General features: G+C 52.4%; 11 protein-coding genes. 5 read left to right on the top strand and 6 right to left on the bottom strand.

Annotated elements, in window-relative coordinates:
- Positions 1–2: 2 nt before the first annotated feature.
- Positions 3–596, bottom strand: coding sequence for a glycine zipper 2TM domain-containing protein (locus INP79_RS10110; protein WP_194754161.1), 594 nt, complete (start codon positions 594–596; stop codon positions 3–5).
- 125 nt (positions 597–721) lie between these two features.
- A complete protein-coding gene (locus INP79_RS10105; RefSeq protein ID WP_019882736.1) occupies positions 722–1,387 on the bottom strand; it encodes a Crp/Fnr family transcriptional regulator in 666 nt (221 codons plus the stop codon).
- A gap of 218 nt (positions 1,388–1,605) precedes the next feature.
- Between INP79_RS10105 and INP79_RS10100 the strand changes: the two genes are divergently transcribed.
- From INP79_RS10100 to INP79_RS10090, 3 genes are read left to right on the top strand one after another with little or no spacing between them, the layout of a single operon-like run.
- On the top strand, positions 1,606–1,971 hold the full coding sequence (locus tag INP79_RS10100; protein ID WP_194754160.1) for a helix-turn-helix transcriptional regulator: 366 nt from the start codon (positions 1,606–1,608) through the stop codon (positions 1,969–1,971).
- 42 nt (positions 1,972–2,013) lie between these two features.
- Positions 2,014–2,433, top strand: coding sequence for a TIGR01244 family sulfur transferase (locus INP79_RS10095; RefSeq protein WP_194754159.1), 420 nt, complete (start codon positions 2,014–2,016; stop codon positions 2,431–2,433).
- A gap of 36 nt (positions 2,434–2,469) precedes the next feature.
- A complete protein-coding gene (locus tag INP79_RS10090) occupies positions 2,470–3,696 on the top strand; it encodes an FAD/NAD(P)-binding oxidoreductase (protein ID WP_194754158.1) in 1,227 nt (408 codons plus the stop codon).
- Here the strand turns inward: INP79_RS10090 and INP79_RS10085 are convergent.
- Positions 3,693–5,156 carry a leucyl aminopeptidase family protein gene (locus INP79_RS10085; protein WP_194754548.1) on the bottom strand — a complete coding sequence of 488 codons (1,464 nt, stop codon included), beginning with the start codon at positions 5,154–5,156 and terminating at the stop codon, positions 3,693–3,695. The genes INP79_RS10090 and INP79_RS10085 overlap by 4 nt on opposite strands.
- 311 nt (positions 5,157–5,467) lie before the next feature.
- Between INP79_RS10085 and aceE the strand changes: the two genes are divergently transcribed.
- Both aceE and aceF read left to right on the top strand, forming a co-directional pair.
- Complete coding sequence (aceE, locus tag INP79_RS10080) at positions 5,468–8,137, top strand: pyruvate dehydrogenase (acetyl-transferring), homodimeric type (RefSeq protein WP_194754157.1); 2,670 nt, start codon at positions 5,468–5,470, stop codon at positions 8,135–8,137.
- A gap of 27 nt (positions 8,138–8,164) precedes the next feature.
- Positions 8,165–9,502 (top strand): dihydrolipoyllysine-residue acetyltransferase, encoded by a 1,338-nt coding sequence (gene aceF / locus INP79_RS10075; protein ID WP_194754156.1) that lies wholly within the window; start codon positions 8,165–8,167, stop codon positions 9,500–9,502.
- Positions 9,503–9,585: 83 nt separating this feature from the next.
- Here aceF and INP79_RS10070 read toward each other — a convergent pair whose 3' ends face one another.
- The 3 genes from INP79_RS10070 to INP79_RS10060 are packed head-to-tail and all read right to left on the bottom strand — an operon-like array spanning position 9,586 to position 13,678.
- Positions 9,586–9,996, bottom strand: coding sequence for a gamma-glutamylcyclotransferase (locus INP79_RS10070; protein WP_194754155.1), 411 nt, complete (start codon positions 9,994–9,996; stop codon positions 9,586–9,588).
- Positions 9,997–10,001: 5 nt separating this feature from the next.
- The gene (locus tag INP79_RS10065) at positions 10,002–11,144 is read right to left on the bottom strand and encodes a PA0069 family radical SAM protein (RefSeq protein WP_228519855.1); all 1,143 of its coding nucleotides are present in this window, start codon (positions 11,142–11,144) and stop codon (positions 10,002–10,004) included.
- Positions 11,117–13,678: a glycosyltransferase gene (locus tag INP79_RS10060; protein ID WP_194754154.1), complete on the bottom strand. Its 2,562-nt coding sequence runs from the start codon at positions 13,676–13,678 to the stop codon at positions 11,117–11,119. Before INP79_RS10060 ends, INP79_RS10065 begins: the two co-directional genes overlap by 28 nt.
- Between the last annotated feature and the right edge of the window lie 34 nt (positions 13,679–13,712).

Here is a 13,712-nt window from a genome sequence, read left to right as displayed (position 1 = left end):
CATTACCAATATTGACGATGCTGGTGCGGCCCACGACCTCGCATCGCCGCCGGACGATAGCCAGGCGCTGGCATAGGTTGAATCTGCACCACATTCGGTCTGACTGACACGGCCACATCCAACACCGGGCCTGGGTCGCGGTCCATCATGGTTGAATATTGACGGCCCTGATATTCGTAATTCACCATATAACCTGTGGTCACCGTTTGCCACTGGTCTACCATCACACATTGCTCAATCGGGCGCGTGACAATGCGTTCGTTACCATAGGCATTCTGGTTACCGACACGGTCACCCACAATCGCACCGACACCGGCACCTACCGCAGCGGCGGCGATACGGCCGTTACCGCGACCGATGGTGCTGCCCAATAATCCACCGGCCACACCACCGACAATTGCGCCAGTATTGGATCGATTAGATTCATATACGCTTTCACGCACATATTCGGTGTGGCATTCCTGGCGTGGCTGGTTGATTTGCTGCACTTGCGGTGCGACCGACAGCACCCGCGCCCGGTCAATATATTCTGCATCGGCAAACGCTGCCTGGCTCGCTGCCATCATCACCATGCTGGATAAGATTAATTTACGCATGCTCGTTTTCCTCTCTTGAAGCACACTGCTCACTGCAGTTATCTCGTTAACGTGCATTCAATCATGAGAGATGACGCGGGGATGTATCAAAGCCTGGAGAATTTTGTATCCAGCCAGATACGAAGCTACTGGCCGCTATTAGCCAGTTTGAGCAATTCGCCGCGCTGCTGGATTTCGATGACGCCGCGCCCCATGGTCAACCAGCCTTTTTGCTCCAGGCGTTTCAACTGGCGGCTAATGACCTCACGCGCGGTACCCAACTCATCGGCAATTTGCTGGTGCGTGCGTTGAATGGTGTTATTACCCATATCGAGCAACCATTTGGCTAAACGCGCATCCAGCGTTTGAAAAGCAACCTCATCCAGCAACACGATCAAATCACTGATCAGCGCGCCATAGTTTTGCATCACATATTGCCGGAACACCGGCGAGTCAATCATCAGCTTATGAAAAGTCGTGTCCGGCACAATCACATCCTGGATTTCCTCTTCAACAATGGTCGAAGCCGGATACTGGCTATTGCCTAGCAAACAGGTCGTAGTGATGACACAGGTTTCACCGGCGCCGACGCGGTACAACACGATTTCGCGACCACTGGCCGACATCTTATAGACACGAGAGCGGCCTTTAAGCCGTAATACATAGCCGCCACAGTGGTCGCCTTCGCGATAACCGATGGTGCCAATAGGCGCCTCCACAATACGCGCATATTGCGTGAGCAGTTTTTTAGCCGTGTCTTCCAGCGCTTCCAGTTCTGGAAACAAGCTGATCCATGAAAGTGATTGCATCATCCCGATAATCCCCAGTGTTTTTATTGTGATTGTGAAGACCGTCGCAGCGGCGCCTCACTTTTAATTTGTGCGACAAACTTTACCATAGATTGATTTCAAATCATGCTCACGGTCAATCACTCAAGTGTTAAAGCGTACACAATCTGTGACAACAGGTTTATGATGGAATTTCAACGTATAAATGAAGTATAAAAATAAATGATGATTCTAGGGGTATTATGCAAACGTCGGATATTGCGGTGGATCTTTTTGACCAGTTAAGAGCTTCGGCCGATCAGGCCAGCCAGTTGATGAAAGCAATGGCGAACACTGATCGGTTGATGCTGCTATGTCAATTATCACAGGGCGAGAAATCGGTCAGCGAGCTGGAAACCAGGCTGAATTTAAGGCAACCCAGCCTGTCGCAACAATTAACGGTGTTACGCGAAGCGCAACTGGTGAGCACGCGGCGCGAAGGCAAAAATGTGTTTTACAGCATAGGCAGTCCAGCCGCCCTGGCGGTGATTCAGGTGCTACATCGCGAATTTTGCCAAAAGCAGGCGTTTTCCCAAAAGACAGACACCGCGCAACTCAAAAGCGCATAGGCACTTTAAACATAGATTTGAAAACGCAGGACATTAAAACATATGGATATTAAATCAATAGATCAACGCTACAGTGTCAGCGACCAGTTAACCGAATCTGATTTAGACACACTGGCCGCACAAGGCATCACACTGGTGGTGAATTTCAGGCCAGATGGCGAAGGTGGTGAATCGCAACCCACCAGCGCCACCCTCGCGGCAAAAGCAGCGAGCCTGGGCATCGCCTATGCACATATCCCAGTGGTGCCTAATCAGATTCAACCCGCACATGCGCAACAGTTACAGACATTATTGAGCGCACATCCCGGCCCAGTAGTGGGCTTTTGCCGCACGGGCAACCGGGCTAATCAAGTCTATCAACTGGCATCACAGGCACCAGCAGCAAGCAAACCCGCCTGTTGCAGCCAGCCCGCGACACAAGATGGCTTGATCAATAAAGTCAAAAGCTGGTTTAACGATTAAATAACAACAACGCAGAAAGCAAGATCAATCAATACCATGAGCACATCCAAATTCGACATTGTCATTGTAGGCGGCGGTGCCGCTGGCTGCGCCATCGCTGCCAGCCTGAAAAAACGCGCCCCAGCACTCAACATTGCCATCATAGAACCGTCTGACCAGCATTTTTACCAGCCTGCCTGGACACTGGTCGGTGCCGGTGAGTTTGATGCTCAAAAAACAGTGCGCGCCATGGCTGGCTGCATTCCCTCGGGCATCACCTGGTTGCAAGCCGCAGCGACCAAGTTCGAACCAGAACAAAAACAGGTCATTACCGACAAACTGGGCACGATTCAATATGCGCAATTAGTGGTTGCGGCTGGCTTGACGCTCAACTGGGCAGGCATCAAGGGCTTGCCAGAGACACTGGGCAAACACGGCGTGACCTCTAATTACCGCTTTGACCTGGCGCCCTACACCTGGCAACTGGTGCAACAATTGCAGTCAGGCAAAGCCCTGTTTACCCAACCACCAATGCCGATTAAATGTGCTGGCGCCCCACAAAAAGCCCTGTATTTATCCTGTGCAGAATGGCTGGGTAAAGGTCGTTTAGGCAACATTAAAGCCTCGTTCTACAGTGCGACACCGACCCTGTTTGGCGTGAAAGAATATATAGAGCCTTTAATGCAGTATATCCGTCGCTACCAGGTGGACTTGCATTTGAACAGCACGCTGGTCGAGGTCGATGGCCCGGGCAAAACAGCCTGGTTTAATATCAAGGATGCCGAAGGCAATATCAGCCGAGTCAGTGAGACGTTTGATTTGCTGCATGTGGTGCCACCACAGATTGCGCCGGACTTCATCAAGCAAAGCCCTCTGGCCAATGCCGATGGCTGGGTAGAGGTTGACCAGCACAGCCTGCAACATGTGCGCTATCCGGACATTTTCGGCGTTGGCGATTGCACCAACACGCCGAATGCTAAAACAGCCGCTGCGGCGCGAAAACAGGTTGTCATCGCTGCCGAGAACCTGCTGGCAGCGCGTGCCGGGCAAGCCCTGCCTTCACGTTATGATGGCTACGGCTCTTGCCCTCTGACGGTAGAAAAAGGCAAAATCATCCTGGCCGAATTTGGCTATGGCGGAAAAATCGTACCAACTTTGCCGTGGGACTCTACCAAACCACGCCGTAGCGCCTGGTTGCTCAAGAAATATGTGTTACCACCGCTTTACTGGCACCTGATGCTTAAGGGCCGTGAGTGGCTGGCGCGCTGCGGTGCCTGCGGTTAACGCCCTTTGCCTGCCATAAAAGCCTGTAGCCATTGCAAGGTAAGCGCGACGCCAAATCCGTTCACCTCGCTGGCCACGGCGCCCAGGCCATCTTTATGGCTGTAAGACGACAGATCAATATGGCACCAATCCACGTCGCTCTCAATAAATTTGCCTAAAAAGCGCGCCGCCAGCATATGGTCGGCATCGCTATCCATGGTGCACTGCTTGATATCAGCAATGTCACTATCCAGTTCGCTGTCGTAATCCTCAGCATAAGGGAAAGCCACCACGCGCTCACCACTGGCTGCGCCCGCCTCCACCATTTGCTGCGCCAACCCAGGCTGATTCGCGACGATCCCGCTCATACGTGAGCCCAACGCGGTTTGCATGCTACCTGTCAGCGTTGCATAATCAATCATCACATCGGGTTTGCCGCGGCTCGCCAGCGTTAAGGTATCCGCCAGCACCATCCGACCTTCGGCATCGGTGTGCACGATTTCAATCGTCATGCCATTCAGGGCAGTGATGACATCATTCTGTTTATAAGCATTGGGGCCAATATGGTTTTGCGCCAGGGCCAGCCAGCAATCGACATTGATTGGCAATTGCTGCGCACTGATGGCCTGTAACACCCCCACCGCCACCGCGCTGCCGTTCATATCCTGGTGCATGCCCTGCATATATTTGGCTGACTTTAAATTGTGGCCGCCGGTATCAAAACAAATGCCTTTGCCCACCAACGCCAGTGTTTTTCCGGCTTGTGGATGTCGGTAAGACAATTTAACGATGGCGGCGTCTTGTGGCTCAGAGCCTTGCGCAACAGCCACAAAGGCACCCGCACCTAATTGCCTGAGCGCATCGGTGTCCCATTCAGCATATTGCCAGCCTTTTTCACTGGCCATGGTTTGCAAACATTGCCGGTAAAGCGCGGGCGTCAACATATTGGGCGGCGTCATGGTCAATGCGCGGCATACCGTGTTCCCAGCGACCAGCGCAGTCACTTCTTCTTTCCAGTCGATATCTGCAACACCAAACACACCGATGTCACGCAACTTTTGGCTGGATGTTTTTTGTTTTAACACTGGCAGCGCCTGCGCATTCACCAGCGTGACATAGGCAGCCAAGCTGGCAAACAGGGATATCTGTTTCTTGGCAATCACTGCCAGTGCGATCCGTTCCGGATGCTCGGCCAAGAGTGGTTTGACTGCCGCACGCAGTGCCGTGGCCATGGTAAATGTAGGTGCCGTTGCGTCTAACTGGCACAGGCTAACCAATGCACCGTCTGCCAATTCCAGTGTCAGTGGCTTGTCTTTTAAATCTACCACGGTCATGCCGGCACGTTGCAACCGGCTTGCCAGGCCATCAGCAAATGGCACAGAGGACAGTAATTTTTCTTCAAACACGACCAGAATATGCCTGGCGTAGCCTGACAACAAGCTTGAATTCACTTCGGAAGTTTGGGACCACTCTATGCGCATATTGTTATAAAACACTCTTATATAAAACATTAAATAAACGTAGCAAATGTCTATGGACAAGCCTGTAATCAAGCAAGTCCAACACATGCAAAACTTGACCAAAAGCGCCAAAAAAGAGACACTTACAGTTGATAGCTAGGTTGCTGGGACTCATCCATAATATTCAGCAACGTGATACCATAAAAGCAGTATCCAATTTCGGAATCCCTTCTTGGTAATCAATACTTTCTCAGCGCTAGGCAAGGCCCAGTGCTTGATGCTAAGTGCTAGATTATACGCATAGCGACTTAAAACTCGGAGAATCCTCACGCATGGCAACGCATTCGCAAGCACACCTCAATGAAACAGACGCACAGGAAACGCAAGAATGGCTAGAAGCCCTCAGTGCCGTCATTGAGAATGAAGGGCCAGAGCGCGCCCACTTCCTGCTGGAAGCAATGATTGATCAGGCTCGCCGTTCCGGTGGCCATTTGCCTTACAAGGCAACCACCTCTTACGTTAACACCATCCCTACCCACTTGCAGGGCAAACTGCAAGGTGACCCGGAGATGGAACGCCGTGTACGTGCACTGATTCGCTGGAACGCGATTATGACCGTATTGCGCGCCAACGAAAAATCGCCAGGCATTGGCGGCCACATTGCCAGCTTCCAGTCAGCGGCAACGTTGTACGACGTTGGTTTTAACCATTTTTTCCGCGCGGCCAACGAAAGCTTTGGCGGCGACTGTATTTACTTCCAGGGTCACTCCTCCCCAGGCGTGTACGCACGTGCTTTCCTCGAAGGCCGTATCTCTGAAGAGCAAATGGACAACTTCCGCCAGGAAACCGGCGGCAATGGCTTATCCAGCTACCCACACCCTTGGCTGATGCCAGATTTCTGGCAGTTCCCAACCGTGTCCATGGGCCTGGGCCCATTGGCGGGTATCTACCAGGCACGCTTCCTCAAGTACCTGCATAACCGTGGTATCGCCGATACAGCTGACCGCAAGGTATGGGTATTCTGCGGTGACGGCGAGATGGACGAGCCAGAATCACAAGGCGCAATCTCACTGGCTGCACGTGAAGGCCTGGACAACCTGATTTTCGTCATCAACTGTAACTTGCAGCGTCTGGATGGCCCAGTACGTGGCAACGGCAAAATTATCCAGGAACTCGAATCCAACTTCCGCGGTGCGGGCTGGAACGCGATCAAGGTCATCTGGGGCTCCTACTGGGACCCGCTGCTGGCCATGGACAAAGACGGCATCCTGCGCAAGCGCATGGAAGAATGCGTGGATGGCGAATACCAGAACTTCAAGCAAAAAGGTGGCGCCTACACACGTGAGCACTTCTTTGGCAAATATCCTGAGCTGCGTGAAATGGTGGCGGCGATGTCCGATGCGGATATCTGGCGCCTGAACCGTGGTGGTCACGATCCGCACAAAGTATTTGCGGCTTACCAGTCTGCAGTGAACCATAAAGGCCAGCCGACCGTCATTTTGGCCAAAACAGTTAAAGGCTATGGCATGGGCGAAGCTGGCGAAGGTCAGAACACCACCCACCAGCAAAAGAGCATGGATATCGCGTCACTGAAGGCTTTCCGTGACCGTTTTGACCTGCCATTAACTGACGAACAAGTAGAAAACCTGTCTTACTACCGTCCGGCTGAAGACAGCCCGGAAATCAAGTACATGATGGAACGCCGGGCTGCGCTGGGTGGTTTTGTGCCTAGCCGCCGCCGTAAAGGTAACGAGCTGACCGTGCCTGAACTGTCTGCATTTGAAAACATGCTGGGCGCCACCGGTGAGCGTGAAATCTCTACCACCATGGCGTTCGTACGTATCCTGTCTACGCTGGTACGTGACAAGCAAGTCGGTAAATATGTGGTGCCTATCGTGCCGGATGAAGCGCGTACCTTCGGTATGGAAGGCATGTTCCGTCAATTGGGTATTTACTCTTCTGTCGGCCAACTGTATGAGCCACAAGACTCTGACCAGGTGATGTTCTATAAAGAATCACAAAGCGGCCAGATTCTCGAAGAAGGTATTAACGAAGCAGGCTCATTCGCTAGCTGGCTGGCAGCGGCGACGTCTTACAGCGTCACCGGCACGCAGATGATTCCGTTCTACATTTACTACTCCATGTTCGGCTTCCAGCGCATTGGCGACTTTGCCTGGGCTGCTGGCGATAGCCGTGCACGTGGCTTCCTGTTGGGTGCCACCGCAGGCCGTACCACTTTGAACGGTGAAGGTTTGCAGCACGAAGATGGCCATAGCCACCTGATGTCTGCGACGATTCCAAACTGCGTGTCTTATGACCCAACGTTTGCTTACGAGCTGGCTGTGATCATTCAGGAAGGCATGCGCCGCATGGTGCAAAACCAGGAAGATGTGTATTACTACATCACCCTGATGAACGAAAACTACACTCACCCAGCCATGCCGGAAGGCAGTGCCGAGGGTATCCTCAAAGGTATGTACAGCTTCAGCAAGTCCAAAGCTAAAGGTCCTAAGGTACAACTGATGGGTTCAGGCGTGATTCTGCGTGAAGTGATTGCCGCCGCCGAGTTGCTGGAAAAAGACTGGGGAGTGTCTGCCGACGTATGGAGCGTGACCAGCTTTACCGAGCTGCGCCGCGACGGGATTGATGCCGAGCGTCATAACCTGCTGAACCCGGAAGCCAAACCAAAACTGAGCTATGTCGCTCAAGCGCTGGCAAAAGCAGAAGGTCCGGTCATTGCCTCCACTGACTACATGCGTTCGTTTGCTGACCAGATCCACAACTATGTGCCTAACCGCTTTGTCGCCCTGGGCACCGATGGTTATGGCCGCTCAGACTCACGCGAAGCCTTGCGTAGCTTCTTTGAAGTTGATCGCTACTACGTGGTACTGGCTGCCTTGAAAGCACTGGCGGATGACGGCAAGCTGCCAGCAAGCAAAGCGACCGAAGCGATCAAAAAATATAATATCGACATTACTCGTGCCAACCCGGCCACGATCTAAGGTCACGACATAAGGAAAGTATAGAATATGTCTATCAAAGAAGTACTGGTGCCGGATATCGGCAACTTTGACAGCGTCGACGTCATTGAAGTCTTGGTCAGCGTAGGCGACACCGTCGCCAAGGAAGACTCACTGATTACCGTGGAGTCTGACAAAGCCTCCATGGACATCCCTTCCTCACTGGCAGGCGTAGTCAAGGAAATCCACATTAAAGTGGGTGATAAAACCAAGCAAGGTGCACTGATCCTGACGCTGGATACCGCAGGTGAAGCCGCGCCAGCAGAAAAAGTAGCCGCACAACCGACAGCCACCCCAGTGGTCGCGACAGTCACTGTAGACGAAGCCAAAGTGGCGATTCCTGAGCCTACCCGCCCTGTGGCTGAAGTCCCGCAAGTGATTCAGCCACAAGCCACGCCGAATCCGGTAGCGGCTAGCAGCGTAGGTAGCAGCGGTAAACTGGCGCACGCCAGCCCATCTGTACGCAAGTTTGCGCGTGAATTGGGCGTCAACCTGTCACTAGTGAAACCCACAGGTCCCAAAAACCGTATTGTACAAAGCGATGTACAAGCTTACGTCAAAGGTGAGTTGTCCAAGCCGCGTTCAGAAAATATGGGCGGCGGCTTAAGCACCTTGCCGATGCCAGTGATCGATTTCAGCCAGTTTGGCACGATCGAAACCAAGCCACTGTCACGCATCAAGAAACTGTCTGGGGCCAACCTGCACCGTAACTGGGTCACTGCCCCGCATGTGACGCAGTTCGATGAAGCCGATATTACGGACCTGGAAGACTTCCGTAAGTCCATGCTGGCCGAAGCAGAAAAACGTGGCGTAAAACTGACGCTGCTGGCTTTCCTGATGAAAGCCGTGGTCAATGCGCTGCGCACCTACCCTAACTTCAACGCGTCACTGTCCCCGGAAGGCGATAGCCTGATCCTCAAGCAGTATTACAACATTGGCTTCGCCTGCGATACGCCGGACGGCCTGGTAGTACCTGTGGTACGTGATGTGAACCAGAAAGACGTGATGGACATTGCGCGCGACCTGGCAGACCTGTCAGCCAAGGCCCGTGAACGCAAACTGAAGGTGGAAGAAATGCAAGGCGGCTGCTTTACCATTTCCAGCCTGGGCGGCATCGGTGGTACCATGTTCACGCCGATTATTAATTGCCCTGAAGTGGCAATTTTAGGTGTATCCCGCGCAGCCATGCAGCCAGTCTACAACAAAGACACCGGCGGCTTCGACCCACGCCTGATCATGCCATTGTCACTGTCATACGATCACCGCGTGATCGATGGTGCAGATGGCGCAAGATTCACCAGCCACCTGGGTGTGATGCTGAGTGATGTCAGAAGGTTGTTGCTCTAATCATCTGGGCGATGCAAAACAAAGGGCGCTTGAAGCGCCCTTTGTGTTTAGGTAATCTGGGTGTTTTAGATCATCTAACTGTTTTAGGTCATCAGTGCCTGCTGCATAAAATCTCCTGTGGCTATTCTTGCCTTATCCACCAACGGCCATTGATACAAGTAAATCCACACCGGTTCTAATACACTCCCATCCATGGCAAGAATGTGTGTTTTAACCCGTTGATATTCGGCAGGTTGCGCATGCTGAGTACCGCACTCCTCGTAATCATCCAGCACGGCCAGTACGGCTTGCGCATCCTTGAGACGGTAGACTTCACCAAAAACACGGTCATCAGCCTGATCAGAGGCAATCACGCCAGGATAATAGCTGATCTGATACATTTGTCCTTGGAACCAGCCACCAGTGACAAATTCGGCATGCGCAGCAAGGTAAGCCGCCATCGCGTTTTTATTCCCCTGACGCAAGGTGCCATAAACAAATAACAAATCAGGCATGATGATTAAAACAATGTGAGTTGTGGACTCTTCGATGACTGCCGCCAGGCATCCGGCACCTTGAATAAATCGGTGCGAAAACCCAGCCGTTCGCCTGACATGCCCAGCTTCTGACAACTGAGTTTGAAACGATGCGCAAGCAGATCGGCAAATACGCCTTCGCCACGCATACGCTGACCAAAGCCGCTTTGATAGGTTTTGCCGCCGCGGCTTTGTTTCACAATACTCATGACGTGGCTGGCTTTAAGCGGAAAATACTGTTGCAGCCATTGCTCAAACAAATCACTTAACTCATGCGGTAGGCGTAAAAATACATAACCGGCTTTTCTGGCACCAGCCTCATGCGCTTGTCGCAGAATCTGCTCCATATCGCAATCAGTTAATGCCGGAATTACAGGGGCTACCATGACACCGGTCGGGATTCCCGCCTCGCTCAAACGGCGCAACGTTTCAAAGCGGCGTTCTGGTGCGGCCGCACGCGGCTCTAAGCGGCGCGCAATTTGCCTATCCAGTGTGGTGATACTCAGGTAAATACTGGCCAAGCCTTTGGCAGCCATAGGCGCGATCAAATCGATATCCCGCTCGACCAGCGACGATTTGGTCACCAGGCTAAATGGATGATTCGCTTCAGCCAATACCTGAATGACTTTTCGCGTTAACTGGTATTCTCGCTCTATGGGCTGGTAGCTATCGGTATTCATCCCTAATGCAATCGGCCCACATTGATACCTGGCATGTGCCAGCTCTTTCTTGAGTAACTCAGCTGCATCGGCTTTCATCAACAAACGAGACTCAAAGTCGAGCCCAGGCGACAAGCCTAAATAAGCATGCGTAGGACGTGCATAGCAGTAGATACAGCCATGCTCGCAGCCGCGGTAATGGTTGAGGGTACGGTCAAAAGGCAGGTCGGGAGACTGGATATAATTGATGACGGTTTTCGCCGCATCCAGCATGACTTCGGTACGCAAGGCCGGGGCGTCTTCATCCAGGCTACCCCAGCCATCATCAATGGCTTGCCGCGTGTGTGGATCAAAGCGGCTCACCTGGTTGCTGTGCGCCGCCCGTCCCTTGTAAAGCAGGGGCTTTTCAATAATAGAAGGAGATGGCTCCCCTTCTGCTTCTACTTGCGTTCTGATATCCATTGACATGCCAGCGCACTCCAGTACGGTAGCGATTGCAAGGCCAGCATGGACACCCATAATTGTGCATCCAGGTTGCTGAAACCGCGCGCATACAGCATGGCGGCGGCACAAAGCAGCAAGGAAATCAGAATCGTCAGCTCTTCTTTAATCGGTGCAATCAGCTGCCAACTGCTGAGTTTAGCTTTCGTTTTATTCGTTACCACAAACACGCCAGCCTTGTGCGTCAAGCCACTGATGATGCCTCTGGCAATTGCATGCGACAAGCCCAAACTGGCCAGCGACGCGCCAAAAATATCCATCCAGCTGCAATGCATGGTTTTGCGGTACAGCACCGGCCCCAGGATCGCCTTGATCGCCAGGAAGCACAGAATAGGCACAATCATCACCACCACTGGCAAACTGAAGTATTTAGGGAACGCCAGCATGGCAATGGTCCAGCCGATAGAACCGATGGTGAACAACAGTTGCAACGCTTCTCCGAACCAGCCAAACCAGCCAGTGAGGAAGTGATAGCGCTGGCTAAAGTCCAATGTTGATTTGCCTATGAGCTTGGGCATATGGTGCTTGAGGATTTGCATGGCCCCAAACGCCCAACGGTTACGCTGCGACTTGAGTGCTTTGAAGTTGGCGGGTGTCAGGCCACGACCAAAAGTCTCATCGATGTACCGTAGCTCCATTTTGTTTTCAAGCAGACGTAAACCGAGCTCGGTATCCTCACAAATACACCATTCCGACCAACCACCAAAGCCTTTCAAAGACGCTGCACGAATCAAGGTCATGGTACCGTGTTGAATCAACGCATTGCGCTCATGCCTGTGATGCATGCCAATACGGAAAAAGCCTTCAAACTCCCAGTTACACATGCGATGGAAGAAATGATTTTCCCACTCACGGTGCGCTTGTGGCGCTTGTACCACCGCTACTTGAGATTCCTGGAAGTGTGGCACCAGGTCAGACAGCCAGTCCGGTGTCACCACGTAATCGGCATCCACCACGCCCACCACCTGCGCATCAGGATGTGTTTTCTCCAGCGCAAAATTCAATGCACCGGCTTTAAAGCCTGGCCAGGAAGGCAAATGGTAGAAATGGAAATTATCCGGCATGGTCGCCATATAAGTTTCCAGTGGTTTCCACTTAGCTTCATCTTTGGTGTTGTTGTCCACCACAATCACTTCGTAATGCGTGTAGTTAAGATTGCGCAAACTATCAATCGTGGCAATCACCATTTCCGGTGGCTCGTTGTAGCACGCCAGATGAATAGAGACAAACAACTCCTGGTCGGCTGGCAATGGGGTTGCACGCTTGAACAGCCGGCGCCAGGCAGGTTTAAACATCACCTCGCTAAACTCGGCGGCATAAATCATCAGCACCATAGAGGTCAATGCAATACCCAGGATCAGGCCGATGAGCACCACAAAATCACGCAGGGTGTAGTAGTAATCGCCAGGCAGGTTCCAGGCAATGGTGAGTGTGGTAATACAGGCCTGGAACAGCACGGCCATCGACAAGACACCGCCTATGCCCCAGTGTTTAAAGCGCCATGCAATTAACATCAGTGGAATAAAGGCCAGCAAGCTAGACCAGGTCGCTTTCGCAATCCAGCGCGTACTCGGTGGCACCGCATCTTGCAGCGAATATTTCTGGTGACGGTCGGCGTTATACATGCCCCAATACGCCCCCGCCCAACCTTCCAGCGCGACTTTCCAAGGCTGGTCAAAGGCTTCCATCAGGTAAAAGTCGAGGTCTTCAATCGAGTTACGCGCTAAAAACTCGCGAATAAAGCGCGCCTGGTTGACTTCACTGGCGACAGAAGCACCAATCGCCGGTCCGCGGCTAGGCCAGCCCACCTCGGTAATCACGATCTTTTTGCGTGGATAGGCTTGCATGAGCTGGTTGTAACGCTCAATCGTGTATTGCACGGCTTTTTCCACCGGCACACCTTCGTGGTATGGCAGCAAATGCACGGCGATATAATCTACATGCTTGACGAGTTCCGGGTGCTTGAGCCAGACATGCCAAGGCTCTGCGGTTGATACCGGCACATTGCTGTGCTCACGGACAAAATCCAGGTAGCCGATCAGGGACTGTACTGGCAAATCGTTACGCAATAAAGATTCGTTACCGACAATCACGCGGTCAATATTGCTGTAGTTTTCCAGTTTTTCCAGCAACGCAGAGATCTCGCGGGTATTTTTCTGGTTGTCGGTATCAATCCAGGCCCCCGCAATCACGTTCATATTGCGTCTGGCCGCCAGCGGCACGACTTCATTCAAGTCAAGCGATGAATACATGCGGATATGACGTGTGTGCTTATGCATCAGATCCAAGTCTTGTGCCAGCTCGGCCGTATTTGGATGCTGCCCATCCAACGGGCTTTGATTGGCGCGATAGCCAGAATAGGCAAATCCATTCACCGTAGGTTTCACGCTAATCAGCGGCAACGCACGGTTAGCCAGCGCCCAAAGGCCGAAATGCAGCGCCGAGAACAGGATGGCAAACACCAACCCGGGTACCAGTTTTTTAAACCAAGAAACGATCACTTCTCACTCTTTCCATCATGTCTGATGTATTTAT

This window comes from Methylophilus sp. QUAN, assembly GCF_015354445.1.
GTDB lineage: Bacteria > Pseudomonadota > Gammaproteobacteria > Burkholderiales > Methylophilaceae > Methylophilus.
Note: the sequence above shows the minus strand (reverse complement) of the source record. Positions and strands in the feature narration are given on the sequence as shown.

Excerpts from the sequence above, each read along its gene's own strand:
- INP79_RS10105 (WP_019882736.1), bottom strand. The coding sequence starts at position 1,387 with ATGATGCAATCACTTTCATGGATCAGCTTGTTTCCAGAACTGGAAGCG.
- INP79_RS10100 (WP_194754160.1), top strand. The coding sequence starts at position 1,606 with ATGCAAACGTCGGATATTGCGGTGGATCTTTTTGACCAGTTAAGAGCT.
- INP79_RS10085 (WP_194754548.1), bottom strand. The coding sequence starts at position 5,156 with ATGCGCATAGAGTGGTCCCAAACTTCCGAAGTGAATTCAAGCTTGTTG.
- aceE (WP_194754157.1), top strand. The coding sequence starts at position 5,468 with ATGGCAACGCATTCGCAAGCACACCTCAATGAAACAGACGCACAGGAA.
- INP79_RS10110 (WP_194754161.1), bottom strand. The coding sequence starts at position 596 with ATGCGTAAATTAATCTTATCCAGCATGGTGATGATGGCAGCGAGCCAG.
- INP79_RS10065 (WP_228519855.1), bottom strand. The coding sequence starts at position 11,144 with ATGTCAATGGATATCAGAACGCAAGTAGAAGCAGAAGGGGAGCCATCT.
- INP79_RS10090 (WP_194754158.1), top strand. The coding sequence starts at position 2,470 with ATGAGCACATCCAAATTCGACATTGTCATTGTAGGCGGCGGTGCCGCT.
- INP79_RS10095 (WP_194754159.1), top strand. The coding sequence starts at position 2,014 with ATGGATATTAAATCAATAGATCAACGCTACAGTGTCAGCGACCAGTTA.
- INP79_RS10070 (WP_194754155.1), bottom strand. The coding sequence starts at position 9,996 with ATGCCTGATTTGTTATTTGTTTATGGCACCTTGCGTCAGGGGAATAAA.
- aceF (WP_194754156.1), top strand. The coding sequence starts at position 8,165 with ATGTCTATCAAAGAAGTACTGGTGCCGGATATCGGCAACTTTGACAGC.